The organism is Streptomyces griseochromogenes (assembly GCF_001542625.1).
In the GTDB taxonomy this organism is placed as follows: Bacteria; Actinomycetota; Actinomycetes; order Streptomycetales; family Streptomycetaceae; genus Streptomyces; species Streptomyces griseochromogenes.
Map to the genome: position 1 here is coordinate 6,456,552 of NZ_CP016279.1, position 26,004 is coordinate 6,482,555.

The following is a 26,004-nucleotide window of genomic DNA, read 5'->3' on the forward strand; positions in this document are numbered from 1 at the left end:
CGACCGGTCGGCGGCACCATGGAACACCAGAGCGTCGAACATGCGGCTGACACCTACACCGAGACGCTCCAGAGTCGGCCATGTCCCGTAGTACGCCTACGACTTGACGTCGCTCGCGCGTACGCCATCCGTACCCTCGAATCACGCCGGGAAGACTCTGGCATATGCCCAAAGCACCACCGTATCGTGTGTTGCCAAATCCCTTACAGCGAGTCGCGGGCTGTGCAAGAGTCGTAACGGTCCCTCCCGTCCCCGCTGGCCGTACCGTCCCCTCATCGGAGTGCGTCATGCCGTCCCCAGTCTCCGCGGACCGCTCAGCCGCCCAGCCGCCCGGGCGCGGCTCGGTCGAGGCGTTGATATCGCAGGCGCGGCGGCTCAAGGGCGACGTGTACGCCGTACGGCGGGACGCCCAGAGCGAGGGCTCGGACCCCCAGGAGCGCTGGCAGCGGGCTCTGTACGACCTCGCACTCCACCAACTCGACGATCTGGACGCCCACTTGGCACAGCTGCGGGACGGCCCGGAACCCGCGCCCGCCGAGCCGATCGGCACCCCGGTCGTCCGCCCGGCACCGGCCGGCGGCGCACACGGGTCACTGCTCAGCCGGGTCGGCAGCGCGGAGTGGAACCTGCTCACCGACGAGGTGAGCTGGTCCGGTGAGCTGTACCAGATCCTGGGCATCGATCCGGCCGCCCGCCCGCTCACCCTGGACGAGCTGCCTTCTCTGATCCTGGAGGAGGACCGGCCGAAGCTGACCGCGATGGTGACGGACTGCCTGGTCGACGCCAAGCCGATCGACGGCGAGTTCCGCATCGTACGAGCCGACACCGACGTGCGGACCGTACACATGATGGGCGAGCCCGTGCTCGACGCCGACGGCAGCACCACCTCGATGTGGGTCGTGCTGCGGGACGTCAGCGAGCTGCGCCACAGCCAGCGCACGGTGCGCGAGACCCGTGACTCGATGCACCACCATCACCGGCAGGCGCAGACCGAGCACCGGCTCGCGGTCGAGCTGCAGGAGGCCGTGCTGCCGCCATGGCGCGGCTCCCTGCGGCTCCCGCACCGGGGGCGGCAGACCCTCGACCTCGCCGCCCACAGTCTGCCGGCCGCGACCAGCACACTGATCGGCGGCGACTGGTACGACGCGCTGGAACTGTCCGACGGCGCGACCCTGCTCAGTGTCGGCGACCTCACGGGGCACGGCGTCGCCGTCGCCTCGGGGATGGCGACGCTGCTGGGGGCCGTGCGCGGAATGGCGTTGGCCGGAACCGAACCCGGACCGCTGCTCGCCCTGCTCAATCAGTTACTCGACGCCACCGTCCAGCCCGCCCTGGGCAGCGCCGTGTGCTGCCGCTACCGCCCCGAGACCCGCGCCCTGGTATGGGCACAGGCAGGGCACCCCGCCCCGCTGCTGTACCGCGACGGGACGGGGCGCGTGCTGAACGCACCGGACGGCGTCCTGCTCGGCGCCACCACAGGCGCCGCCTATGGACAGGCGGTTGAGATCCTTCAGCCGGGCGACCTCCTCCTGCTGTACACCGACGGACTGGTGTCCGGGCGACGGGGGTCCCCCCGCTCGAGCGAAGCCGAGAGTGGGGGAGCGACGACGGCCGTGCCCGCCCTGCTCGACCTCGCTCCACGCTTCGAGGCGGCGCGCACCGCGCAGGACTGCGTGCGCACGGTCGTGGAGGAGTTCGGTGGGGGCGAGCGTGAGGACGACGCGTGTGTGCTCGTCGCCAAGGTCACCGCATGAGCTGACCCGCCACGGTCACCACATGAGCTGACCTGCTGAGATACCGCAGCGCGCAGACCTCCTAGGCCTGTGCGCTGCTGTCGTCCCTGCCCTTGGGGTGGGGCAGGGCCAGCCTGATCTCCTCCCGCAGTTCATGGATCCTCGGGTAGCCGGAGTACTCGGCGGTGAGCCGGTACATCTGCCGCAGCCGGTCCCAGGTCCGGCGCGAGGAGTTCGAGCCCATCGACATCAGGGCCAGCCGTGCGTAGCGGTCGGCCTGTTCGGGGTCGTCGGCGATGAAGCATGCCGAGGCCATGGAGAGGTGGTCGAAGATCTTCGACCGCTCCCGTCCGTCGACGCGCAGGGCCAGGGCCCTGTCCGCGTAGTGCTGGGCGTGCACGGCCGCGGCCGGGTCGAACTCCGCGAGCGTGCGGTAGGCCAGGGCCTGCATGCCGTACAGATCCTCGTCCTTGAAGGTCTGCATCCAGTCCGGCGGCTCCACGTCCGCGCGGTCGGAGACGAAGAGGTCCTCCGCCTGCCCGAGCGTGCGACGCATCGCCTGGCCCTTGCCCATCGACGCCTGCGCCCAGGCCTCGATGGTGTGGAACATCGCCTTCGTACGCGGCTGGAGGCGCTCCCCCGAACCGGACTGGGCGAGCTTCATCAGGTCCAGCGCGTCGTCGGGCCGGCCGAGGTGCACCATCTGCCGGGCCGCCCGGGACAGGGCCTCGCCGGCCCTGGGCCGGTCACCGCCCTCGCGGGCGGCATGGGCGGCGATGACGAAGTACTTCTGGGCCGTGGGCTCCAGGCCGACGTCGTGCGACATCCAGCCCGCGAGGACGGCGAGGTTGGCGGCGACGCCCCACAGGCGGCGCTGGAGATGGGGTGGATGGTGGTAGGCGAGCATGCCGCCCACCTCGTTGAGCTGTCCCACGACCGCCTTGCGCTGGAGCCCGCCGCCACGGGCCGCGTCCCAGGCGCGGAACACCTCGACCGAACGCTCCAGTTCCTCGATCTCCTGCGACCCGATGGGGGCGGCCTCATAGCGGTCGAACCCAGCGGGGTCGGCGTGCAGGGGATCGTCGAGGACAGGGGCGTCGGCCTTCAAGGTGGGGTCGGTGTGCAACCAGTCGTACATGGCGCTGCTGAGTGTGGATCCCGCGGCGAGCGCGGCACCCGCGCCCACCAAGCCGCGTCGGTTGAGCATGAGGTCCATTCCCGTGAATTCGGTGAGGACCGCGGCGGTCCGCTCGGGCGCCCACGGCACTCCGTCGGGATGTTCCGCATTCCCGTCGCCCTGCCGTTTCCCCGCGCGCCCGTGCCGTACCAGACCGAGGTCCTCGATGGTCACGACACGGCCGAGACGCTCGGTGAACAGAGCCGCCAGCACCCGCGGCACGGGATCGCGCGGGATCTCTCCCGTGTCGATCCAACGCCGCACCCGGGAGGTGTCCGTCGACAGCTGGGGGTGGCCCATGGCCGCCGCCTGCTTGTTGACCAGCCTCGCGAGTTCGCCCTTGGACCAGCCGGCCAGGCCGAACAGGTCCGCAAGGCGGGTGTTGGGTTGTCCGCTCACGTCAAGCCCCCAGGTTCTCGGCTGAGTTGACAGTAGCCCCGTGGAGGTTGCCGGGCGACTATTCGCCACGGTTCGCCAGGGTGCGCCAGATGGTGTGCCACTGGGCATCGGGTGTCAGGTAGGAAAGCGCCACCCCGACCCGGTCGCCGCTTGATGCGTCACTGCTCGTAGTGCTCGTAGTGATGGCTTCATGTGATGGATGGGTGCATTCCCCAGGGTGCACCGGAGCGTCCGGGCCGGGTGGGCGTATGCATGCGAAGCCACCCCTTCGGGCGTGGTCTTCGCACATGGACTTACAGGCAGGCACCGCAGGCACACGAAGGGATCTGTATCTCCCATGTACGCAGCATCGTCCTCCGTGTCCGCTCCACTCCGGCCGCTGCGTCCCCGCCCGGCGGGCGGCGGGCCGTACCTCGATCCGGCGGCGCGGCCGGGAGCCGCCGTGCTGGGCGGAGGCCGACCGCGGCGCGTTCCGGGACAGCCCGGTGGCCAACCGCTCAGCGGGAGACTCGACTTGTCCGGTCCCCAGGGAGCACAGCTGCGCACCGCGATCGCCTCCGTGCACCGGATCTGCCCGGAGTTCGCACCGGTGCAGGTGCTGCGCCGCAGCGGGCGGTCCGTCCTCCTCGTGGGGACGACGGGACGCAGCACGGCCGTGGCCAAGTGTCTCCTGGACCACTCGCCCGCCTGGTCGGAGCGGATCCGCCACGAAATAGCCGCATACCGCGCGTTCGTCAGGCACCGGCCGCCGGTCCGGGTGCCCAGGCTGATCGCGGCGGACCCGGACAACTGCACCTTGGTGATCGAGCGCATGCCGGGCCGGGTGGCGGCGCTCCAGCGGCATCCGGCCGAGGCACCGCCCAGGCCGGACATCCGGGCGGCGCTCGGCGCGATCTGCCGGCTGAACGCCTGGCGGCCCCCGGCGGGCACCTTCGACGCCCCCCTGGACTACGCGGCCCGCATCTCCCGGTACCACGAGCTGGGGTTGCTGACCGACCGGGACATGGGCGACCTGCAGAAACTGCTGCACGGTATCGCGCACGCGGCGGGGCGCCAGGGGATGGGCCAGTTCTGCCACGGCGACGCTCTGCTGTCGAACATCCTGCTGTCACCGGCCGGTCCAGTGCTGGTGGACTGGGAGCACGCGGGCTGGTATCTGCCGGGGTACGACCTGGCGACGCTGTGGCTGGTGCTCGGGGACGCACCGGTGGCAAGGCGCCAGATCAGTCAGATCGCCCAGTCGGGGGGCCCGGCCTCCCGGGACGCCTTCCTGGTCAATCTGATGCTCCTGCTGACCCGGGAGATCCGCACCTACGAGACGGCCGTGCAGCGTTCGATGTACGACACGACCCCGGCGGCACCGGGCACGGCCCACCCGGGCGCTGCGCCGTCCGGCGAGGAACAGCGGCTGCTGCTCAGGCGGCTGCACGACGACTGCCAGTTGGCCCGCCGGGCCGTGCGTGCGGCAGTCGGCACTCGCTGACGGGGACGAAGGTCCGCGGTGCGCCCAGAGCGGCGGCGCGCCGCGGACCTTCGTGTCCACAGGGCCCGGCCTGCGAGGCGTCAGAGGTGTACGCCTCTGACGCCTCGCAGGCCCACACGCCGCCATCTCGGAACTCGCCGAACCCCACCGTGACGTGGGAAATCCTGGGCCTGAGGGCATCATTGACGGATCGTCGGCAAGCGGGTACCACTGACCCACGCTCGGCGCCGCACGCCCCGCCACGCCCCGCCCGTCACAGGAGGCCGCATTGCGAGGTTCCGCCACCGACCCCACGTCCACACCCGGCCACAGACATCTGCGGCGGACCGCCGGTACGCTCGCCTCAGCGGCCCTGCTGCTGCCGCTGCTCGGCGCGGCCCCCGCCCCCAGCGCCACCGCGCCCCCCGACCCGGGCAGCAGCGCACCCTCCGCCGACCGGCTCCAGCGTGCCTACGCCGCGGCGGCCGAGAAGTCCCACGTGCCGCAGAGCGTCCTGCTGGCCGTCTCCTACCTCCAGTCCCGCTGGGACACCCACGCCGGGGCGCCCAGCGTGACCGGCGGCTACGGACCGATGCACCTCACCGACGCGCGCACCGCGCTCGCCACGACCGAGCACTTCGCCGAGGGCAGCGAGGACGCCCGAGGCGACGCCGCCCGCAGGGCGCTGCACCCCGTCATCAAGCTGCCCGCGAATCCGGCGCTTCCGGCCCGGCTCAGGACGCTGCCCACGGCGGCCGAGCTGACCGGACTGCCGGCCGCGAAGCTGCGCACCGACCCGGCGGCCAACATCGCGGGCGGCGCCGCCCTGCTCGCCGCCGCCCAGAAGCAGTTGGGCGAGCCGGTCAGCGCCGACCCGGCCGACTGGTACGGGGCCGTGGCCCGCTTCTCCGGCGCGGACGACATCGCGACCGCGGCGGCGTACGCGAACGACGTGTACGACGTGCTGCGCACCGGCGAGGAGCGCATCACGGACGCGGGCCAGCTGGTCGTGCTCGCCGCCCAGCCGCATGTCACCGCCGACACCGCCCAGCTGAAGCGGGCCGGTCTGCGCACGCTCCCGACCGACGGCACCGAATGTCCGCTGTCGGTGTCCTGCGAGTGGATCCCGGCGCCGTACGCCCAGTTCGGCAACGACGACTACGGCAACCACGACCTCGGCGACCGTCCGGCGTCACAGAGCATCAAGTACATCGTCATCCATGACACGGAGGGCACCTGGGACGGTGTGCTCAACCTGGTCCAGGACCCCACCTATGTGTCCTGGAACTACACCATCCGGTCCACCGACGGTCTGATCGCCCAGCACGTCAAGGCGAAGGACGTGGCCTGGCACGCGGGCAACTGGTACATCAACGCGAAGTCCGTCGGTATCGAGCACGAGGGCTTCCTCGCGGCGCCGGACGCCTGGTACACGGAGGCGATGTACCGGTCCTCGGCGCGCCTGGTGAGGTATCTGGCCCGCACGTACGGCATCCCGCTGGACCGGCAGCACATCCTGGGCCACGACAACGTGCCCGGCCCGACCACCTCCACGATCCCCGGCATGCACACCGACCCGGGTCCGTACTGGGACTGGCGGCACTACTTCCAGCTGCTGGGCCACCCCTTCAAGCGCACGGGCGGCAAACACTCCTCCGTCGTGACGATCCTGCCGGACTACGCCGCCAACCAGCCGGTGTACACGGGCTGCACCACCAAGGACCAGCCCTGCGCGGCACACGGTTCCGGTGAGGTGCGGCTGTACTCGGACCACGACGCGAACGCACCGCTGATCAAGGACATCGGCCTGGGCACGGCGCCGACCGATGGGGTGAACGATCTGTCCTCCCGGGTCTCCACCGGGCAGCAGTACGTGGTCGCCGACCACTGGGGCGACTGGACGGCGATCTGGTACCTCGGGCAGAAGGCCTGGTTCGAGAACCCGCTCAAGCACCCCACGGCGGTTCGGGGGTCCGGTCTCGTCGTCACGCCGAAGGACGGCCTGGCGAGCGTGCCGGTCTACGGCAGGGCGTACCCGGAGAAGGAGGCCTACCCGGCCGGGGTGCCCGCCCAGTCGGTGGTGGCGCTGCCGTACACGATGGCGGAGGGGCAGAAGTACGTGGTCGGTGACGCGGTGCCGGGCGAGTACTACTACGCGGTCACCTTCGCCACCGACTCGCACCGGGTCGTGATCGGCAAGGATCTGTACTACGAGATCCAGTACGGCCATCGGGTGGCGTTCGTGCGCGCCGCGGACGTCCGCCTGGAGGGTTCCGCCGGCTGACCGGGGCTGGTCCGGTCGAGTCAGCCCTGCTGGAAAAGCTCCGCCGGGAGCGGCTTCAGCAGGGCGTACAGGTCGTCCGTGATGGGCCGGTCCCAGGCGGCGATGGTCACGAGGATGCCGTCGCTGCGGTCGAACTGGACGCAGGAGATGCGACTCTCGGAGAGCTTCAGGCGGCGCACGATCAGAAGGTTGTCGCCCTGGAGGACCGGCGTGTCCTCGGTGCCGACGACGGTGACGTCCTCGTCGTTCTCCAGCGCCAGCAGCAGCTGGCCCACCTCGAAGGGGATCTCGCCCTCGGCGACGTCCCGGGCCGGGGAGCCCTCGGGGAGGTTGCCGATGATCATGGCGGGGCCGCGTCCGCCGAACAGGTCGTAGCGCAGGAAGACACCCTGGCAGGAGCCGTCGGCGGCGGGCAGCAGGCCCGCGCCGAGGTTGCCCGGCCAGTCGCCCGGGTCCATGGCCAGCACGTCGAAGTCGGGTCCGGCGGGGGTGGCGCTGCGGCGGCGGAGGAACGACATGCCGTAATGGTACGTGCCCGGACGCGCTCGGCGACGTGAGGGCGCCATCCGCCTTCCAGTGCGGCGTCGTCCGTTCCGCCGGTGCCGGGGCGACCGACGCGCAGGCGAGCTTGTCCGCGGCCCGGAATCCTTTAACTGGCGCCCGCGGGCGCCAACTGGACGCCACAAAGTATTGGGTGTGCACTATATCTGGGGCAGGAGGTGGGGTTAATGAAAGGTCTACCTTTCCGACTCGAAATCATTGAAGCCGACACCAAGTGGATCGTTTCATGCTCTTCCGAGTGCGGTGAAGCAATGATCCGGACACCTGCCCCTTACTCAGAAAGCGAACTTCAGGCCGCATTGGCCAAGGTGGAGAATTCCCTGACCAAATCGTACAGCAAGATTCTGACGCGCGGGTCCACGTCCACAGAGAGACCGGTTCGAGAATTCGGGGAACGCCTCGCCGACACATTGCTCCGCGATGAAATACTGATCCAGTTCGACCGATGCAGAAATCTGGCCAAGGCCCAGAGAAAACCGCTTCGCATCCTTTTGCGGACGAACGGTACGCATGTCGACCACATTCCTTGGGAATATCTTGTCGACCCTTCCCGGGACGACTATCTCGCCCTTCACATTCCGCTCGTACGTTACCTGCGGATCATGAACCCGGTACCCCCACTGCCCCTCACTCTCCCACTCCGCGTACTCGGTATCTCGGCCCGCCCGAGTGACCTTCCGGCGCTGGAAGAAGGTCGAGAAAGGGAAAGAATCGCCCAGGTCCTGCAACGGCCCAGCTCCGACAACGTGGAGGTCCACTGGCTGTCCGGGGACCGCTGGCAGGACCTTGCGAAGGAATTGCGATCCGGCTCCTGGCACGTACTGCACTTCGTCTGCCACGGCGGGTTCGACGAGGATCGAAATTCGGGATACATCCATCTCTCCGGTGACGATGGGGCGGCAAGGCCACTCCACGCCAATGATTTCGAACGACTGATCGCCGACAGCGGTAATCTGCGTCTCATCGTGCTGAACGCTTGTGAATCCGCGGTGAGCAGGTCCGAGGAGGCTTTCAGGAGCACGGCCGCCAATCTCGTACATGCCGGTGTTCCGGCCGTTGTCGCCATGCAATACGAGATCACCGACGAAGCCGCGCTCATCTTTTCTTCTGCATTCTACGAGCACATCGCCGATGGACGTCCGGTCGACAGGGCGGTAACACTCGCTCGCGAAGAAGTGAAGATGCGTCTCGGCAGTCTGGAGTGGGCCACGCCCGTGTTGCTGCTCGCCTCCGATGAAACTCAGATCTTCGACCCGAAACCACAGGAGCGGCAGCCTCCCGGGAGTCTCCGATTGCTCGCCGAGGTCGGTTCTTGCAGTCACGTGGCACTGGGGCCCTCCAACCTGCTGGCGGCGGCCTGCGCCAATGGCGTGGTCCGGATCTTCGACGGAACCGACGGCAGGCCGGTCTCCCAGTGCATGCCCGTGCAGCGCGAGGAACCCCTGCGCGTCGCCTGGAGTCCCTGGCGACGGCATGTGGCCAGTCGGCACCTGGACGGCACCGTCATCGTCTGGGACCTCCAGACCGAAGTACCCGTACGCGTCATCGGTGCCGGAGGACACGACGACGGTCTGGCGTTCAGCGCGAACGGTCGCTGGCTCGCGTTGACCGTCGGGGATCACGTCCACGTCTACGACGTGCGGGGTGCCCGGGTACGCGATCTGCCTGTGCGGCCCCCCGAGGAGGCCGGCCCCGGTCGACCGGGGCAGCCCGGAAACCTCGGCCCGATCGCATTCGCACCGGGTGACCGGCACGTCGTCGTCGCGTGTGGCGACGGACTGGTCCGGCAGTTGGATGTGCAGGGACGGCTCGTCATGACATGGCCGCACCCCCAGCCCGTGCTCTCCCTCGCCTTCACCGATGATCTGCTTGCCACAGGTTGCCTGGACGGCCGAGTGCGTCTCTGGTCCTGGGAAGGCCAGCTGCTCCGGCGCACCGACCACGGGCGACCCGCCACCCAGCTGGCCTTCTCCGCCGGTGTCCGGGCACTCGCAGTGGCTGACGACGAGGGAGTTGTCGCCATCCGAGACCTGGACACCTGGAAGGCGACCATTGCCGCAAGGCTGGCAAGCCGACCCGTAGGGCTGGCGTTCCTCGAAGGCGGCACGGGACTGGTGACCGGTACCCGCGAGGGAGTTGTCGAGAGTTGGTCACTGACCGGCTGATGGTCGCGGAAGGAGGCGTGTCATGGCGGATCCCGAGGTCGAGATCTTCTGGCCCGCATCGCTCCCGACCACGGGAGCCGCTCAGGGGCAGGAGCTGTTGCGCCAAGCCGGAATCGACAGCGAATGCTTGCTGATGCCGACGCGGAGAGGCGCAGTCGACGTCGTGCAGGTGCTCGTCACGTCCGCTGTCCTGGAGCCCTTTCTCCACACGTTGTTTCAGAGAGTCGCCGAAGAGACCCACCACGGGCTGAGGGCGTTCGTGGACCGACTGCTGAGACGCCCACCGGAAGACTCCACGGCACCGACGAGCGTGGTTTTCGAATTGCCGACAGGTGGTCGGGTCACTTTCACCGACGGCCTACCGGAGGAGGCATACAAACAAGCCGTCGGTCTGGATGCCCGTAACGCACGGTGGACCTGGGATCCGCAGCGCGCTCTGTGGACCCCTGCCTGAAATCCAGAACCGGAGGAAGGCGACATGTCGAACAAGCAGCAACCGCCGCCCGATGACGAGGACTGGGGACCGCATACTCCTTGGCAGGATCCTTCCATACCTCCGATTCAGCAGCCGCCCCCCTCACCACCGCGGCCGCAGCCGCAGCCGCAGGGGTGGCAAGGACAACTTCCAAGGCAGACACTCGTTCTCCAGACCTATATGGTGCCTGCCGTCCTCGTCACACTCTTCTGCTTCCTCCCGACCGGAATCGCCGCCATCGTCTTCGCGTCGCAAGCCTCGTCCAAGGGCAATGTGGGTGACTTCGAGGGAGCCACCCAGGCGTCGCAGAAGGCCCGGCTCTACGTCATCGTGAGCCTGCTGGCCGGCCTGGCCTTCTGGGTGATCGTGCTGGCGATCAGCCTGTCCACCTCCTCCACCACCACCAGCTCCATGCCGGCGCCATGAGTTCGCTCGACGCCCCGAACCGGACGGCGAACGGGCGCCCCGATACCAGAGTTCGCCGCGACGCCTGGCTCGCCGCGGGGCTCATCGGGATGGTCACCGTCGTCACGGCACTGGTGGATCCCGCCCGCCCCGGTCGATACCCTCCCTGCCCGTTCCGGGCTCTCACGGGTTTCGACTGTCCGGGTTGCGGCAGCCTCCGGGCGCTGCATCAACTCACTCACGGCCATCTGATGACCGCGATCGACTACAACCTGCTCCTCGTCGCTTTCCTGCCCTGTGCCGCTTTCATATGGCTGCGCACTGTCACCGGCAGGACCGGTCGGCGGATTCTCCCTGCCTGGCTGGGCTACGCGGCGATCACGCTCCTCGTCGTGTGGACCGTCGTCCGCAATCTTCCCGTGCTCGGAGGGATGTTGCGGTCCTGACCTGCCCTCTGACCACCGCTCGCGGCCGCGGTCAGAGGGTGGATCGCGGGGTGTCTTGCGTCGACGGCGGCGGTACCACCGCGACCGGGCTCGCCGCGTGCAGCAGGACGGCCTGGGTGACCGAGCCCATCATGCGGGCGGGGGCGAGCAGGCGCCGTCGGTGGCGGCCGACGACGACCAGCTCGGCGTCCTTGGACGCGGCGACGAGGTGACCGGCCGCGTCTCCGGGCAGGGCCTCCACGTCGGCACGCACACCGGGGTGGCGCTCGCGCTGCGGGGCGAGGAAGCCCTCGGCGAGGGAGCGGGTCTCGCTCTCGACGGCGTCCCGGTCGATCGGCGGCGGCACCAGCCGGCCGGGGGCGGACCAGGTCTGCACCGGCCACGGGTAGGCGGCGATCACCTGGACGCGGGCTTCGCGCAGGGCGGCCTCGGTGAACGCGAAGTCGAGGGTGCCCTCGTCGGGAGTGTCGGCGTGCACGCCGACGACCACCCGGGGCCCGGGCTCGGCGGGGCCGTCCCCGTGAACCTCGCGGCCGGGCCGGGGCACGACGACCACCGGGCACGCGGCGTCGCGCGCGGCGGCCAGGCCGTTCGAGCCGAGCAGCAGGCTGGCGAAACCGCCGCGGCCGCGTGAGCCGAGGACCAACAGCCGGGCGTCCGCGCCGAGTTCGGGCAGCACCGCGCCCGGAACGCCCTCCAGGGCGACATACTCCACGGTGGGCGTGGCCCGGTGCTCGACGCGGTCCCGCAGCAGGGCGCGCACCTCGTCGAGCACCGGGTCGCCCTCCACGTCGGGCGGCCCGGCGACGAGCACGTCGGCCTGTCCCCAGGCGGCGTACTGCCGTACGTGCACCACCCGCAGCTCGGCCGCGCGTCGGCGGGCGGCGTCCAGGGCCCATTCCAGGGCCCGCCGGCTGTCCTCGGAACCGTCGACCGCGGCGATGACCGGCGCACTGCTCATCTTTCCTCACTTCCGGAACACGACTTCTCCGTGCCGGGGCCAGCCTCGCTCAGGCGTGGGCCCCGGCAGGGCGCTGTTGATCGCGTGTCCGGAAACCCGCTCGCAACACCCCCGGATCGGCTCCCGATGCCGGGTGTGCCGGAGGCGAGGGTGCTCAGGTCAGGTCGAACTCGCCCTCCCGTGCGCCGGAGACGAAGGCACCCCATTCCGCCGGGGTGAAGATCAAGGAAGGGCTTTGCGGGCGCTCGCTGTTGCGCATCGCGATGAATCCCTCGACAAAGGCGATCTGGACATCGCCCAGCCCTCGGCTGCTGGACTGCCACTCGGCCTTGCTGAGGTCCAGCTCCGGCTTGTCCCAGCCCGCGAGCGGCTGCTGCTGGGTGGTGGTCTCGGCCACGTCCGTGCTCCTCCCGGTTCGTCGTCCGCGGTCAGCCTAGCGAGCGGTTCCGACGGCGGACAGGCCGTGTCGGGAGGACCTTTCAGGAGCCGGGGGGCTGTGATCCCACGAGCCACATGGAGAAGAACTGGGATCCGCCGCCGTAGGCGTGTCCGAGCACCTTGCGGGCGCCGTCCACCTGGTGTTCCCCGGCCAGGCCCCGCACTTGGAGGGCGGCCTCGGCGAAACGGATCATGCCGGAGGCGCCGATGGGGTTGGTGGACAGCACGCCGCCCGACATGTTGACGGGCAGGTCGCCGTCCAGTTCGGTCACCCCGGACTCGGTGAGCTTCCAGCCCTCGCCCTCCTCGGCGAAGCCGAGGTTCTCCAGCCACATGGGCTCGTACCAGGAGAACGGCACGTACATCTCGACGGCGTCGATGTCCCGGCGTGGATCGGCGATGCCGGCCTGCCGGTAGACGTCGGCGGCGCAGTCCTTGCCTGCCTGCGGGGAGACGAAGTCCTTGCCTGCGAAGAGGGTCGGCTCGCTGCGCATGGCGCCGCCGAGCATCCAGGCGGGCGGCCGGGGCGCGCGAGCGGCCCCGGCGCGGTCGGTGAGGACCATGGCGCAGGCGCCGTCGGAGGACGGGCAGGTCTCGGAGTAGCGGATCGGGTCCCACAGCATGGGCGAGGCCTGGACCTTCTCCAGGGTGATGTCGTGCTCGTGGAGGTGGGCACAGGGGTTCTTCAGGGCGTTGCGCCGGTCCTTGTAGGCGACGAGGGAGCCGACGGTGTCGGGAGCGCCGCTGCGCCGCATGTAGGCGCGCACGTGCGGGGCGAAGAAGCCGCCCGCCCCGGCGAGCAGCGGCTGCTGGAAGGGGATCGGCAGGGACAGGCCCCACATGGCGTTGGACTCGGACTGTTTTTCGAAGGCGAGGGTGAGGACCGTGCCGTGGACGCGGGCCGCGACCAGGTTGGCCGCGACCAGTGCGGTGGATCCCCCGACGGAGCCGGCGGTGTGCACCCGGAGCATCGGTTTGCCCACCGCGCCGAGGGCGTCGGCGAGGTACAGCTCGGGCATCATCACGCCCTCGAAGAAGTCGGGCGCCTTGCCGATGACGACGGCGTCGACATCGGCCCAGGTCAGCTCCGCGTCCTGGAGCGCGCGCAGGGCGGCCTCGCGGACGAGTCCGGCGATCGACACGTCCCGGCGGGCGGCCACGTGTTTGGTCTGGCCGATGCCTACGACGGCCACGGGCTCCTTGCTCATCGCGGATCCCCTTCGAGTACGGCGACCAGGTTCTGCTGCAGGCAGGGGCCGGAGGTGGCGTGGGCGAGGGCACGGTCGGACTCGCCGCGGTGGATGCGGGCGGCGGCCTCGCCGATGCGGATGAGTCCGGCGGCCATGACGGGATGGGCGGCGAGTGCGCCGCCGGAGGGGTTGACGCGGACGCCGTCGCCGAGCCGGAGCGCCTTGCGCAGCACGACCTCCTGGGCGCTGAACGGCGCGTGCAGCTCGGCGGTGTCGACGGGACCTTCGAACGCGCCCGCCTTCTCCGCGGCCAGCCGGGTGGAGGGCGAGTCGGTGAGGTCGCGCACGCCCAGGGCGTGGGCCTCGATGCGGTGGTCGATGCCGCGGATCCAGGCGGGCCGCTCGCACAGTTCCCGGGCCCGCTCCCCCGCCGCGAGGACCACGGCGGCGGCGCCGTCGCCGATGGGCGGGCAGTCGCCGGTGCGCAGGGGCCGTACGACGTAGTCGCCCTGGGGCACCCGGCCGGCGAGCTGTGCGTGGGGGTTGGCGGCGGCATCGGCCCTGCTGCGGGCTCCTACGGCGGCGAGCGCGGGCTCGTCGGTGTCCCCGGCGTCGATGAGGGCCTGTGCCTGGAGGGCGGCCAGAGCGACGGCGTCGGGCCACAGCGGGGCCACGTAGTACGGGTCGAGCTGCCGGGTCAGCACGTCGCGCACCGAGCCCGGTGAGCACTTGCCGTAGGAGTAGACGAGCGCGGTGTCCGCGTCGCCGGTGAGCAGCTTGGTCCATGCCTCGTACAGCGCCCAGGCGCCGTCCATCTCCACGTGCGACTCGGAGATCGGCGGCCAGGCGCCGACGCCGTCCAGGGCGAGGGTGAAGGAGAAGGCGCGGCCGGCGAGGTAGTCGCTGGAGCCGGAGCAGGTGAAGCCGATGTCGGCGGTCTTGAGGCCGGTCCGGTCCAGGACCTCGTGCAGGACCGGCATGAGCATCTCGACCTCGGAGGACTCCTCGGTGGAGCGCCGGTGGTCGGTCTGGGCGAAGGCGACGACCGCGATCTCCCGTGTCACAGCAGCTCCTTGTAGGTGTCGTAGTCGGCGTCGGGTTCGCCGGTGGGCCGGTAGTGATCGGGGTAGCGGGCTCCTTGCGTCCACACCGGCTCGACCCTCAGGCCCATGCGCACCTCGTCGTAGGGGATGCCGCCGATCCGGGCGTGCAGGGCGAGGTCCGCGCCGTCGAGGGCGATGTGGGCGTAGACGTAGGGCACCTCGATGTCCAGGTTCTTGGCCTTGATGTTGACGATGCAGTAGGTGGTCACTGTGCCTCGGGGACCCACCTCGACGTGTTCCGCTGTGGCGACGCCACATGTGGGGCAGGCACCCCTCGGGGGGACGTACACCTTGCGGCAGGAGGGGCAGCGCTCGCCGACGGTGCGCTGTTCGGAGAGGGCGTCGATGTAGTCGGCCTGGGCGCGGCCGGGCGAGTAGGTGTAGTCGAGCCGGGCGGGGGTGACGATCCCGGTCAGCGGGTTCTCGAACTCGCCCGTGTGGCCGCCCGGTTGTTCCGGTTGCCCGTCGTAGGGCTCGAAGCAGGCGATGTCGGTGATGGCGCCGGTGCGTTCGCCGGCCCACCGGATCCGCACCCGCATGCCGGTGCGGACGGCGTCGGGGCCCGGGGCGTCCAGGGCGTGCAGCAGGGCGGTGTCGGCGCCGTCGAGCCGGACCAGGACCCAGGCGAAGGGGGTGGCGAGCGGCTGGCCGCGGCGTGGCTCGTGGTTCCAGGCCCAGGTGGTGACCGTGCCTGTGGCGGCGACCTCGACGAGGTCGCGGATCTCCTCGGAGGTGACGGGGTCGTACTCCACGGGCGGGACGAGGGTACGGCCGTCGCCGGTCTTCACGCCGAGGACGACGCGTTCGCGCAGACCGGTGAGGAAGGCGCTTTGGACCGGGCCGAGGGAGCGGGTGAAGGGGAACTCCACGACGAGGGGCGCTTTGAGGACTTCGGGCATCGGGAACTTGCCTCCTTCGAGCAAGGTCGGTGACGTCGCGCCCCATGGGGGCGCGGGGCTGTATCGATGTGCGGCTCCGCCGCGATGGAGGTCCCCCCGGGTTCGAGCGAAGCCGAGAACTTGGGGGAGCGACCAGCCACGCACGGCCCGCAGTGTCCGAACCGCGCCTGCGAGCGGAGCGTTACGCGCGCTTGTAGACGGGGGGCCGCTTCTCCGCGAAGGCGCGGGTTCCCTCCTTGGCGTCGGCGGTGTCGAAGACCGGCCAGCCGCGGGCGAGTTCGGCGGCGAGTCCGTCGGTCTCGGTCATCTCGGCGGTCTCGTACACCGAGGCCTTGACGGCCTCCACGGCGAGCGGCCCGCAGGCGTTGATCTGCTCGGCGATCTCCATCGCCCTGGCGAGTGCGGTGCCGTCGGGGACCACGTGCCCGATGAGCCCGATGGCGGCGGCCTCCTCGGCGCTGTACGGCCGCCCGGTCAGCAGCATCTCCAAGGCGTGGGTGCGCGGGATCTGGCGCTGCAGCCGGACGGTCGAGCCGCCGATCGGGAACAGTCCGCGCCTGACCTCGAACAGGCCGAAGGTCGCGGACGCGCCCGCCACCCGGATGTCGGTGCCCTGGAGGATCTCGGTGCCCCCGGCCACGCAGTACCCCTCGACGGCGGCGATCACCGGTTTGCGGGGCCGGTGGTGGCGCAGCATGGCCTTCCAGTGCAGATCGGGATCGGCCTTGAGCCGGTCGCGGTAGTGCTGCCCCGCCATGCCGTCGCCGGCCAGTGCCTTGAGGTCCATTCCGGCGCAGAAGGCACCCTGGGTCCCGGTGAGCACGATCGAGCGGATCGCGTCGTCCTCGTCCGCCTCGATCCAGCCGTCGTACAGGCCGACGAGCATGGGAAGCGAGAGCGCGTTCTTCGCTTCGGGCCTGTTGAGCGTGAGCACCAAAGTGGCACCCTCGCGCTGCACGGTGAGGTGTTCCGTCCCACCCATCGCCCATCTCCCCTCGGTAAGAACGAGAACAGGTTGCAGTAGGCGGTCGGCCACTTCAAGGGTTTTCTGACAGACAGTCAGATTTCCTTGCGGGGACCCTTCACAGTTGTCGCGCCCTTTGCTCTGATGACCGGCGAACCGGTGGATCGCCAGGCCGTCGGAGGTCAGGAGGAGCGGTGGAGTTCAACCTTGCCGATCTGTTCGAGTCGGTCGTCGACGTGGTACCGGACCGCGAGGCCCTCGTGTACGTCGACCATCCCGGCACCGGCGCGGAACGCCGCCTGACCTACGCGGAGCTGGACGCGGCCGCCAATCGCGTCGCCCACCACCTGACCGACAGCGGGATACGGCCCGGAGAACACCTGGGCCTGCACCTGTACAACGGGGTCGAATACCTGCAGACGGTGCTCGCCTGCCTCAAGGCGCGCATCGTCCCGGTGAACGTCAACTACCGCTATGTCGAGGAGGAGTTGGCCTACCTCTACCGGGACGCGGATCTGGCCGCGCTCGTCTTCGACGCGGAGTTCGGCGACCGGGTGGCCGCGGCGCTGCCGCGCGCGCCGAAGCTGCGGTACCTGCTGGCAGTGGGCGGGACTTCTTCGCAGGTACCCGGCGCCGTCCCGTTCACCGGGGCGGAGGCGTCCGGGTCGGCCGAGCGGGGCTTCCCGGCCCGGTCGGGCGACGACCAGTTCATCATCTACACCGGCGGCACGACCGGCATGCCCAAGGGCGTGATGTGGCGCCAGGAAGACCTGTTCTTCGCCGGTCTGGGCGGCGGGGCGCCGACGGGCGAGCCGGTGAAGACGCCGCGGGAGCTGGCCGAGCGGGTCGCGGCGGGCGGTTCGGGGATCACCTTCTTCCCCACTCCCCCGCTGATGCACGGCACGTCCACCCTCACCGCCTTCATCGGCTTCAACTTCGGCCAACGGGTGGTCCTGCACCGCAAGTTCGTACCGGAGGAAGTGCTGCGGACCATCGAGAAGGAGAAGGTCACCAGCGTGTCGCTGGTCGGCGACGCGATGTTGCGGCCGCTGATCGACGCCCTCGGCGGACCGATGAAGGGCACCGACTGCTCGGCGCTGTTCAGCGTCTCCTCGTCCGGCGCGATCATGTCGGAGACCGTGCGCCGGCAGTTCCGGGAGCTGGTGCCGAACGCCATGCTGCTGAACAACTTCGGCTCCTCCGAGTCGGGCTTCAACGGGACGGCGACGGACGACTCGGGCCCGGAGCGGGGCTTCCGTATCCGGGTCAACTCCCGTACACAGGTCGTGGATCCGGCGACGGGCGAGCCGGTCGCCGCGGGCGAGGTCGGCCGGGTCGCCCAGTGCGGCCATGTGCCGCTCGGCTACTACAACGACGTGCGCAAAACCGCCGAGACGTTCTTCGAGAAAGACGGGCAGCGCTGGGTGCTGCTCGGCGACATGGCGACGGTGGACGAGGAGGGCGTGGTCACGGTCCTCGGCCGGGGCTCGCAGTGCATCAACACCGGGGGCGAGAAGGTGTACCCGGAGGAGGTCGAACAGGCGCTCAAGGCCCATCCGGACGTCTACGACGTGCTGGTCGCCGGGGTGCCGGACGCCACGTGGGGCAACCATGTGGCGGCCGTGGTGCAGTTGCGCGAGGGCGCGCGGCAGCCGTCGCTGACCGACATCCAGGACCACTGCCGCACCCGGCTGGCCGGGTACAAGATCCCGCGCCAGCTGGTGATCACGAACTCCGTCCAGCGGTCCCCGAGCGGCAAGGCGGACTACCGGTGGGCGCGGGAGGTGGCGGTGGCGGCGGACCGGTGACCCGCGGCCCCCAGGACGCTTCAGGCGGAGGCACGGCCCGCGGCCGGGCCGGTGCCCGCACCTTGGTCGAGGAACCCGAGGGTGCGGCCGACGAAGTACTCCGGGTCGTCCAGCCACGGGTAGTGGCCGGCACCGGGCTGGACGGCGACCTCGGCGCGCGGGAAGGCCTCGGCGGCACGGCGGACGAGATCGGGGTGGGGGTTGCCGTCGACTCCGCCCGCACACATCAGGACCGGGGCGGTCAGGGAGGCGAGCGCGGCCCGGGTGGCGTCCGGGGTGAAGGCACCCTCGGCGAAGTACCGGTCGCCCGCGTCGTCGTTGGTCTGCTCCTCGGCGGCGCCGTCATGGGCTCGGGCGGCATCGTCCCAGCGGCCGTAGAAGAACGGCATGAAGACCTCGTCGAAGTCCCCGTCGCCCGCGAGCCATGCCTCGAACGCGGGGTACGCCTGCGCGAACCACGGCTCGCCCGCCCGCAGTCGGGCCACGGCCAGCCGCTCCTCGGGCGTCGCCCGCAGACCGAGGGCCGAGAGGTTGGGTGTGATCAGCACGAGCCGCCGTATCCGGTGGGGGTAACGGGCCGCATAGAGCGTCGCAAGGCAGCCGGCCGCCGAGTGAGCGAGCAGATCCATGTGCTCCAGGCCCATGTGGGCGCGCCACACCTCCACGTCGTCGACCATCCGGTCACAGCGATATGTCTCCGGGTCGGCCGGCACCGCCGAGTCCCCGGTGCCCCGCAGGTCCAGCAGGGCCAGGCGGCGGTGGGCCGTGAGCCCGCCCAGATCGCCGAGGTAGACGGAGGCCCGCATGGGCCCGCCGGGCAGGACGGCGAGCGTCTCGCCCTCGCCCCTCAGGTGGTAGGCGATCCGGGTTCCGTCGGCTGCGATGAAGGTCGGCATGCGGTTGATCCTCCCGGTCGGTCCGGACGGCCCGCAACCGGCTTCGCGCACCGGGCACGGGCGCGGCTCCGCCCCGGGAGCGCGCTCACAGGGCGATGGGCCGGTAGGCCAGCAGCTCCTCGACGATCCGCGCCGCCGGGGCGTCCACAAGATGGGCGGGCGGGTGGAAGAGCAGGTCGGTGGGCCGGGGGTGGACGACGTTGGTCTTCAGCACCAGCAGGTAGTAGTCGGCGTCGGGATCTCCCGACGCGTACGCCGCCACGGTCCGGCGGACGATCTCGGTCAGTTCCTCGCGGGTGACGTCCGGAACGCGCGGCGGACCCGGGCGGGCGGCCTCGAGGGCGAACTCCTCCAGATCACGGGAGGCGTACCAGCACAGGAAGTCCGAAGGCCCGTAGCCGTTACCGGTCGCCATGTTGAAGGCGTCGACCGCCCGGCGCCCGGCCTCCTCGTCCTCGTACAGCAGATTCTCGATCCTCCCGATCTCCTCGCCCAGCTCCGCAAGTCGCTCGGCCGGCACGGCCGGGGGCAGCAGTTCCCGTCGCAGCTCCACGGACCCATTCTGCGAGACGCCGCCGAGAAAGTCCGGGCAGACCCCTTGCCCGGAGTGGGACGGCCTGCATTACTGACCCCGAACAGGTCGACCGAATGATCGGTCGTCCAGAATGTGTGGCTGACGAGGGAGAAGTCCCGATGGCGGATGCGACGGACCTGCTCGACGCCGGCGAGAAGCTGGGGCCGGAGGAGCTGCGGGCGCTCCAGCTGGAGCGGCTGCGCGCCTCGCTGCGGCACGCCTACGACCATGTGCCCTTCTACCGGGATTCGTTCGACAAGGCCGGCGTCCGCCCGGAGGACTGCCGTTCGCTCGCCGACCTGGCCCACTTCCCCTTCACCACCAAGACGGATCTCCGGGAGAACTACCCCTACGGCATGTTCGCCGTGTCCCGCGACCGCATCCGCCGCCTCCACGCCTCCAGCGGCACCACGGGGCTGCCCACGGTGGTCGGCTATACGGACAACGACCTTTCCATGTGGGCCGACATGGTGGCGCGGTCGATCCGGGCGGCGGGCGGGCGGCCCGGTGACACGGTCCATGTGGCGTACGGCTATGGGCTGTTCACCGGGGGCCTGGGCGCACACTATGGTGCCGAGCGCCTGGGCTGTACGGTCATCCCCGCGTCCGGTGGCATGACGGCTCGCCAGGTCCAGCTGATCCGGGATCTCGAACCCGGCGTCATCATGGTCACGCCGTCGTACATGCTGGCGCTGCTGGACGAGTTCGAGCGGCAGGGTGTGGATCCGCGCGGCACCTCGCTGCGGGTCGGCATCTTCGGCGCCGAGCCCTGGACCGAGCAGATGCGGCGCGAGATCGAGGAGCGGTTCGCGATCGACGCCGTCGACCTCTACGGGCTGTCGGAGGTGATCGGGCCGGGGGTCGCCCAGGAGTGCGTCGAGACCAAGGACGGCCTGCATGTGTGGGAGGACCACTTCTATCCGGAGGTGGTCGACCCGATCACGGGCGAGGTGCTGCCGGAGGGCGAGCGCGGCGAGTTGGTGTTCACCTCGCTCACCAAACAGGCCATGCCGATCGTCCGATACCGGACCCGGGACCTGACCCGGCTGCTGCCCGGCACGGCCCGTGTGTTCCGGCGGATGGAGAAGATCACCGGGCGCAGTGACGACATGGTGATCCTGCGCGGGGTCAATCTGTTCCCGACCCAGATCGAGGAGATCGTGCTGCGCACGCCCGGCGTTGCGCCGCACTTCCAACTGCGCCTCACCCGGCAGGGACGCCTCGACGCGCTCACCGTACGCGCCGAGGCCCGCCCCGGCGCCACGCCCGGGGAGCGGGAGGCGGCAGCCCTCTCCATCGCCGCGGCCGTGAAGGACGGCGTCGGCGTGACGGTGGACGTGGAGATCGTGGAACCCGAGGCGCTGGAACGCTCCGTCGGCAAGATCCGCCGCATCGTGGACCTGCGGCCGCGCTAGCGCTCACGGCACGGACGGGCACGGGTGAGCCTTCGGAGGGCCTCCGGCCGGCAGGGACGGCCGGTCAGACCGCGGGGACGGGCAGCAGCCGGTAGGCGTCCCCGCGCGTGATCACGCGGCCGGCGGTGGGCGGCGCGAAGTGGGTGCCGAGGACGAGGGTGTCCGTGTCGGCCGCGGAGCCGAGCAGCTTGCGGCGCGAGGCCTCGGACTGCCGCGGGTCGATGTCGACGCAGGCGCCGATGGCGGGGTGGGCGAGCTGGACCGGATGGTGGATGCAGTCGCCGGTGATCAGTGCGGTCTCACCCCGGCTGGTCAGCTCGACGGCGAGGTGGCCGGGAGTGTGGCCGGGGGTGGGCGTCAGGCGCAGGCCCGGGGCGATCTCGACGCCCCCGTCCGGGACGTCGACGAGGTCCAGCAGACCCGCCTGCTCGACCGGGATCACCGAGTCGCGGAACATCTGCCTGCGCGCCTCCTCCATGTCGTAGCCGGCCCAGAACTCCCGCTCGGTACGGGAGGTGAGGTAGCGGGCGCCCGGGAAGGTCGGTACCCATGCGCCGTTCACTTCCCGCGTGTTCCAGCCGACATGGTCGGCGTGCAGGTGGGTGAGGATCACCAGGTCGACCGATTCCGGGGCGAAACCGCCGGCGGTGAGCCGCTCCAGGAAGTCGGTCCGCAGGTTGTGCCAGGCCGGGTTGGCCCGCTCCTTGCCGTTGCCGATGCCGGTGTCGACGAGAACACGCAGGCCGTCCACGACGAAGGCGAAGCTGTGGCTGTCGATGCGCAGGACGCCCTCGCGGTCGGCGAAGTCCGGGTGCAGCCAGTCCTCGCCGGTCACCACCTCGGCAGTGGCGTCGGGCAGCAGCCACGCTCCGGTCGCGGGCGGCAGCGGGACCTCGTCGACGCGGTGGACGGTGACGTCGCCCACCGTCCAGGAGGGGAGGGGGGCGGCGGGGGAAGTCTGCATGGTCCGTGGATTCCTTTGCTCTCTTCGGCGGGCGGTCGGCCTCGGGGTGGGCCGCCCCGCGCCATGAAGACGCCGGACACGGAACCCCTCCCCGTAAACGCAATGTGTTTGCTTTAAGGCAGCTTAGAACCTACAGTCGGCTAAAGCAAACCGTTAGCTTTTGGCGCGGGTGCTTCGCCGTTCCCGCCCCGATCAGGAGAGAACGCCCATGTCCGTCGAAGAACTCACACCGCCGGAGGCCGCCCGCTGGGCCGCCCGTTCCGGACTTCCGCTGTCCGCGGACCGCCACGCCGCGGTCGCGGCCACCGCCGCCCACATCCACTCCGTCGTCGCGGTCCTGCGGGAGCTGGACTTCGGGGACACCCCGCCGGCCGGCGTCTTCCGCGCGGGAGAGGAGACGCACGATGCAGCCGTATGAGTTGCCCCTCGCCGCCGCCGCGGACGCGATCCGGGCCCGGCGGCTCTCCCCCGTCGAGCTGGTGGACTCGGTCCTCGCTCGCATCGAGGAGGTGGAGCCGCACCTCGGCGCCTACGTCACGGTCACCGCGGAGCGGGCGCGCCGGGCGGCGCTGGAGGCCGAACGCGAAGCGGCGCGGGGCCGTTTCCGGGGGCCGCTGCACGGCATACCGATGGGGCTCAAGGACCTGATCGACGTCGCCGGCACGGCCACCACGGCCAGCTCCCGGGTGCGCGCCGGCCACCGCGCGCAGGCCGACAGCACGGTCGCCGCGCGCCTGACGGCGGCCGGGGCGATCCTGGTCGGCAAGACACACACCCACGAGTTCGCCTACGGCCTGACCACCCCGCAGACCAACAACGCCTGGGACCGCGGCCGGGTCGCCGGCGGCTCCAGCGGCGGGTCCGCCGTCGCCGTCGCCTCGGGCGCGGCGACCTTCTCCCTGGGCACCGACACCGGCGGATCGATCCGGGTGCCCGCCGCGCTCAACGGGGTCGTCGGCCTCAAGCCGACCTACGGTCTCGTCCCCCGCCACGGCGTCACGTCCCTGTCCTGGTCCCTGGACCACGTCGGCCCGATCACCCGCACCGTCGAGGACGCGGCCCTGGTCCTGACCGCCCTGGCCGGACACGACCCGCGCGACCCCGCCTCGCCGGCCGCCCCCGCCGTGGACTACCGCCCGGACACGGGTACGGACCTGACGGGGCTGCGCATCGGCCTGCCGCGCACCTACTACTTCGACCACGTCGACGCGGAGGTGGAGGCCGCCGTCCGGTACGCCATCGGGCGACTGGAGGCCCTCGGCGCACGTCTCGTCGAGATCGACATCCCGATGACCCGCTATGTGCAGGCCACCCAGTGGGGGCTGATGGTGCCGGAGGCCACCGCCTACCACGAGGGCACTTTGCGTGCGGTCCCCGAGCTGTACCAGGCGGACGTCCGCATCCTCCTGGAGGCGGGCGAGCTGATGAGCGCCGGGGACTATCTGCGCGCCCAGCGTTCCCGGACGCTGATGCGGCGGGAGTGGGCCCGCGTGCTGGAGGAGGTCGAGGTGATCGCCGCCCCGACCGTGCCGATGACCGCGGTGAGGGCCGACGAGCGGACGGTCACCTGGCCCGACGGCACGGCCGAGGGCGTGTCCGACGCTTTCGTACGCCTTTCCGCCCCCGCCAACATCACCGGGGTGCCCGCCCTGTCCGTCCCCGTCGGCCACGACACGGCGGGCCTGCCGATCGGTATGCAGCTGCTCGGCCGGCCCTTCGGGGAGCGCTCGCTCCTGCGGGTCGGTCATGCCTATGAACGGACGCGGCCCGCCCGGGCGCTCGCACCGGTGGCCTGAGGGCGGCTCGCGGGCCGCCCAAGGCGGATCCAAGCTAAACGCAAGGATTGTGCTTTAAGCTGGTTTCATGAGTCGTAAGCAGATGGTGCGCCCCGGCGGGCGCAGCGCCCGGGTCCAGGCATCGGTGCACACCGCTGTACGCGAACTCCTGTCGGAGGTGGGCCGCGACGCTCTGACGGTGCCGCTGGTCGCCCAGCGCGCGGGAGTCACCCCGTCGACGATCTACCGCCGCTGGGGCGACCTGCAGGAGCTGCTCTCGGACGTCGCGGTGGAGCGCCTGCGACCCGACACGGCGCCGGGGGACCACGGTGACCTGCGCTCGGACCTGGCGGCCTGGGCCGAACAGTTCCTCGACGAGATGGCGTCCCCCTCGGGCCGCGCCTACGTCCGCGACGCCCTGCTCGGCGACCCGGACGGCGGCAACGCCGGTCGGTGCTCGGCCTACGCGGCCGAGCAGATCGACGCCCTTCTCGCCCGTGCGACCGACCGCGAGGAGAACGCCCCCGACGTCGAGACGGTCATGGACCGCGTGGTCGCCCCCTTGATGTACCGCATCCTCTTCCGTCCGGCCGCGCTCGACGCCGCGTACGCGCGTCGGCTCGTGGCCGGACTCCTCGGTACGGAGGAGGGGTCCGGTCAGTGACCGGGTGACCGGACCTCAGGGACGGCGACGCGTTCGGCCTCGGCACCCTTGGGTGCCGTACGGCCCCGGGTCAGGTGCCGAGCGAGGACGATCACGGCCGTCAGCGCCACCAGGGCGGTCACCCCGGGCCAGCCGAACCGGTCATAGGCCCGCACCCCGAGCCAGGACCCCACGCTTCCGCCGATGAACACGCACGTCATGTAGGCGGTGTTGATCCGCGCCCGTGCCGCTGGGCGCAGGGCGAAGTTGCGCGCCTGGTTGGCGACCTGGCCGCATTGCACGGCCACGTCGAGCAGCAGCATGCCGCCGGCCAGCGCGACCAGCCCGGCCACGCCGCCCGTTCCACCCAGTGCCAGCACGCCCGCCGCGCCGGCGACCCCGAGCAGACACCGGAGGCTGACCGCGTCCGGCCCCCTGCGGTCGACGGCGCGTCCGGCGATCGGCGTTCCGAACATGCTGGCGGCTCCGACCAGCCCCAGCACTCCCACGGCCTGGGCACCCATGCCGTACACCGGTCCGGTCAGGAGCAGGGTGAGCGCGGTCCAGGCCGCGCTGAAGCCCGCGAAGACGGCGGTCTGATAGAGACAGGAACGGCGCAGGTCGGGCTCCTCTCTCAGCAGGCGCAGGGGGGCGGCTATGAGCGCGGGGTAGGACCGGCGGGAGGGTGGTGTGGTGTCCGGGACCACACGGGAGAGGACCGCCGCGAGGGCGAGCACGACCACCGCGGCCACCAGATAGGGGGCACGCCAGCCCAGCCAGGTGCCGAGCGTGCCGCCGAAGGTGCGGGCCAGCAGGATGCCGCCGATGAGGCCGCTGCCCACCGTGCCGGTGACGGCTCCGTGCCGTTCGGCGGGGACCAGTCCGGCGGCCATGGGAAGGATGATCTGCGGCACGACGGTGGTGACGCCGGTGGCCGCGCTCGCGGCGACGAGGACCCAGAGCGTGGGGGCCGTCCCGGCGGCGAACAGCCCGAGGGCGGTCAGGGTGAGCAGGGTGACGAGCAGGCGCCGGTGCGGCAGCCGGTCGCCCAGCGGCACGAGCAGGAAGATGCCGCCCGCATAGCCGAACTGGGCCGCGGTGACGACGAGGGCCGCCGAGCCTTCCGGGACGTCGAGGTCGGCGGCGACCAGGGAGCTGATCGCCTGCGGGAAGTAGATCGTCGAGACACCCACGCCGCAGGCGAGGGCCAGGACGAGGATCACCCAACGGGGCGGATTCGGTGGTGCGGAGGACGCGGACACGCAGA

24 protein-coding genes are annotated in these 26,004 nt (G+C 70.9%); 12 read left to right on the plus strand and 12 right to left on the minus strand.

The genetic code is table 11. From position 1 onward, the window contains the following. Nucleotides 1-287: 287 nt before the first annotated feature. On the plus strand, nucleotides 288-1,754 hold the full coding sequence (locus AVL59_RS27720; protein WP_067309596.1) for a PP2C family protein-serine/threonine phosphatase: 1,467 nt from the start codon (nucleotides 288-290) through the stop codon (nucleotides 1,752-1,754). A gap of 61 nt (nucleotides 1,755-1,815) precedes the next feature. On the opposite strand, the gene AVL59_RS27725 is transcribed toward AVL59_RS27720, so the two are convergent. Continuing rightward, complete coding sequence (locus tag AVL59_RS27725) at nucleotides 1,816-3,309, minus strand: DNA-binding protein NsdB (RefSeq protein ID WP_067309598.1); 1,494 nt, start codon at nucleotides 3,307-3,309, stop codon at nucleotides 1,816-1,818. 337 nt (nucleotides 3,310-3,646) lie between these two features. On the opposite strand from AVL59_RS27725, the gene AVL59_RS27730 reads away from it, so the two are divergent. Both AVL59_RS27730 and AVL59_RS27735 read left to right on the plus strand, forming a co-directional pair. After that, entirely contained in the window at nucleotides 3,647-4,792 is a 1,146-nt protein-coding gene (locus tag AVL59_RS27730) for an aminoglycoside phosphotransferase family protein (RefSeq protein WP_067309600.1), read from the plus strand. A gap of 268 nt (nucleotides 4,793-5,060) precedes the next feature. After that, a complete protein-coding gene (locus tag AVL59_RS27735; protein ID WP_067309603.1) occupies nucleotides 5,061-7,055 on the plus strand; it encodes an N-acetylmuramoyl-L-alanine amidase in 1,995 nt (664 codons plus the stop codon). Between the two features lie 20 nt (nucleotides 7,056-7,075). Here the strand turns inward: AVL59_RS27735 and AVL59_RS27740 are convergent, their stop codons facing one another. Then, nucleotides 7,076-7,573 (minus strand): hypothetical protein, encoded by a 498-nt coding sequence (locus AVL59_RS27740; protein ID WP_067309606.1) that lies wholly within the window; start codon nucleotides 7,571-7,573, stop codon nucleotides 7,076-7,078. Nucleotides 7,574-7,783: 210 nt separating this feature from the next. On the opposite strand from AVL59_RS27740, the gene AVL59_RS27745 reads away from it, so the two are divergent. From AVL59_RS27745 to AVL59_RS27760, 4 genes are all read left to right on the plus strand, one after another. Further along, nucleotides 7,784-9,781, plus strand: coding sequence for a CHAT domain-containing WD40 repeat protein (locus AVL59_RS27745; protein ID WP_079147019.1), 1,998 nt, complete (start codon nucleotides 7,784-7,786; stop codon nucleotides 9,779-9,781). A 22-nt stretch (nucleotides 9,782-9,803) separates the two neighbouring features. Beyond that, the gene (locus AVL59_RS27750) at nucleotides 9,804-10,235 is read left to right on the plus strand and encodes a hypothetical protein (RefSeq protein ID WP_067309611.1); all 432 of its coding nucleotides are present in this window, start codon (nucleotides 9,804-9,806) and stop codon (nucleotides 10,233-10,235) included. Nucleotides 10,236-10,259: 24 nt separating this feature from the next. Next, nucleotides 10,260-10,682 (plus strand): CD225/dispanin family protein, encoded by a 423-nt coding sequence (locus AVL59_RS49470; RefSeq protein ID WP_079147020.1) that lies wholly within the window; start codon nucleotides 10,260-10,262, stop codon nucleotides 10,680-10,682. 89 nt (nucleotides 10,683-10,771) lie between these two features. Then, the gene (locus tag AVL59_RS27760) at nucleotides 10,772-11,107 is read left to right on the plus strand and encodes a DUF2752 domain-containing protein (protein ID WP_067309616.1); all 336 of its coding nucleotides are present in this window, start codon (nucleotides 10,772-10,774) and stop codon (nucleotides 11,105-11,107) included. Between the two features lie 31 nt (nucleotides 11,108-11,138). On the opposite strand, the gene AVL59_RS27765 is transcribed toward AVL59_RS27760, so the two are convergent. The 6 genes from AVL59_RS27765 to AVL59_RS27790 all read right to left on the minus strand — a co-directional run bounded on the left by AVL59_RS27765 (nucleotide 11,139) and on the right by AVL59_RS27790 (nucleotide 16,680). Then, on the minus strand, nucleotides 11,139-12,068 hold the full coding sequence (locus AVL59_RS27765) for a universal stress protein (protein ID WP_067309618.1): 930 nt from the start codon (nucleotides 12,066-12,068) through the stop codon (nucleotides 11,139-11,141). Between the two features lie 154 nt (nucleotides 12,069-12,222). Then, nucleotides 12,223-12,465 (minus strand): DUF397 domain-containing protein, encoded by a 243-nt coding sequence (locus tag AVL59_RS27770; RefSeq protein WP_067309620.1) that lies wholly within the window; start codon nucleotides 12,463-12,465, stop codon nucleotides 12,223-12,225. 82 nt (nucleotides 12,466-12,547) lie between these two features. Continuing rightward, complete coding sequence (locus AVL59_RS27775) at nucleotides 12,548-13,714, minus strand: thiolase domain-containing protein (protein WP_067309623.1); 1,167 nt, start codon at nucleotides 13,712-13,714, stop codon at nucleotides 12,548-12,550. Next, nucleotides 13,711-14,760: a thiolase domain-containing protein gene (locus AVL59_RS27780; RefSeq protein ID WP_067309626.1), complete on the minus strand. Its 1,050-nt coding sequence runs from the start codon at nucleotides 14,758-14,760 to the stop codon at nucleotides 13,711-13,713. The genes AVL59_RS27775 and AVL59_RS27780 overlap by 4 nt, the downstream gene beginning before the upstream one ends. Continuing rightward, a complete protein-coding gene (locus tag AVL59_RS27785) occupies nucleotides 14,757-15,698 on the minus strand; it encodes a Zn-ribbon domain-containing OB-fold protein (protein WP_067309629.1) in 942 nt (313 codons plus the stop codon). The genes AVL59_RS27780 and AVL59_RS27785 overlap by 4 nt, the downstream gene beginning before the upstream one ends. A gap of 181 nt (nucleotides 15,699-15,879) precedes the next feature. Beyond that, a complete protein-coding gene (locus tag AVL59_RS27790; RefSeq protein ID WP_067309631.1) occupies nucleotides 15,880-16,680 on the minus strand; it encodes a crotonase/enoyl-CoA hydratase family protein in 801 nt (266 codons plus the stop codon). 176 nt (nucleotides 16,681-16,856) lie between these two features. Between AVL59_RS27790 and AVL59_RS27795 the strand changes: the two genes are divergently transcribed. Then, nucleotides 16,857-18,470 carry an acyl-CoA synthetase gene (locus tag AVL59_RS27795; protein ID WP_067309633.1) on the plus strand — a complete coding sequence of 538 codons (1,614 nt, stop codon included), beginning with the start codon at nucleotides 16,857-16,859 and terminating at the stop codon, nucleotides 18,468-18,470. Nucleotides 18,471-18,490: 20 nt separating this feature from the next. Here AVL59_RS27795 and AVL59_RS27800 read toward each other — a convergent pair whose 3' ends face one another. Then, entirely contained in the window at nucleotides 18,491-19,366 is an 876-nt protein-coding gene (locus AVL59_RS27800) for an alpha/beta fold hydrolase (RefSeq protein ID WP_067309636.1), read from the minus strand. Between the two features lie 85 nt (nucleotides 19,367-19,451). Continuing rightward, nucleotides 19,452-19,919 (minus strand): hypothetical protein, encoded by a 468-nt coding sequence (locus tag AVL59_RS27805; protein ID WP_067309639.1) that lies wholly within the window; start codon nucleotides 19,917-19,919, stop codon nucleotides 19,452-19,454. A gap of 140 nt (nucleotides 19,920-20,059) precedes the next feature. On the opposite strand from AVL59_RS27805, the gene paaK reads away from it, so the two are divergent. Then, entirely contained in the window at nucleotides 20,060-21,355 is a 1,296-nt protein-coding gene (gene paaK, locus AVL59_RS27810) for a phenylacetate--CoA ligase PaaK (protein WP_067309641.1), read from the plus strand. Between the two features lie 64 nt (nucleotides 21,356-21,419). On the opposite strand, the gene AVL59_RS27815 is transcribed toward paaK, so the two are convergent. Further along, nucleotides 21,420-22,319, minus strand: coding sequence for an MBL fold metallo-hydrolase (locus AVL59_RS27815; protein ID WP_067309644.1), 900 nt, complete (start codon nucleotides 22,317-22,319; stop codon nucleotides 21,420-21,422). Nucleotides 22,320-22,527: 208 nt separating this feature from the next. Between AVL59_RS27815 and AVL59_RS27820 the strand changes: the two genes are divergently transcribed. The 3 genes from AVL59_RS27820 to AVL59_RS27830 all read left to right on the plus strand — a co-directional run bounded on the left by AVL59_RS27820 (nucleotide 22,528) and on the right by AVL59_RS27830 (nucleotide 24,758). Further along, nucleotides 22,528-22,737, plus strand: a complete 210-nt coding sequence (locus tag AVL59_RS27820; RefSeq protein WP_067309647.1) for a hypothetical protein — start codon at nucleotides 22,528-22,530, stop codon at nucleotides 22,735-22,737. Continuing rightward, a complete protein-coding gene (locus AVL59_RS27825) occupies nucleotides 22,724-24,115 on the plus strand; it encodes an amidase (RefSeq protein WP_067309650.1) in 1,392 nt (463 codons plus the stop codon). Before AVL59_RS27820 ends, AVL59_RS27825 begins: the two co-directional genes overlap by 14 nt. A 67-nt stretch (nucleotides 24,116-24,182) precedes the next feature. Further along, complete coding sequence (locus AVL59_RS27830; protein ID WP_067309651.1) at nucleotides 24,183-24,758, plus strand: TetR/AcrR family transcriptional regulator; 576 nt, start codon at nucleotides 24,183-24,185, stop codon at nucleotides 24,756-24,758. Here the strand turns inward: AVL59_RS27830 and AVL59_RS27835 are convergent. Further along, nucleotides 24,752-25,999, minus strand: coding sequence for an MFS transporter (locus AVL59_RS27835; RefSeq protein WP_237281688.1), 1,248 nt, complete (start codon nucleotides 25,997-25,999; stop codon nucleotides 24,752-24,754). The genes AVL59_RS27830 and AVL59_RS27835 overlap by 7 nt on opposite strands. Nucleotides 26,000-26,004: the final 5 nt, after the last annotated feature.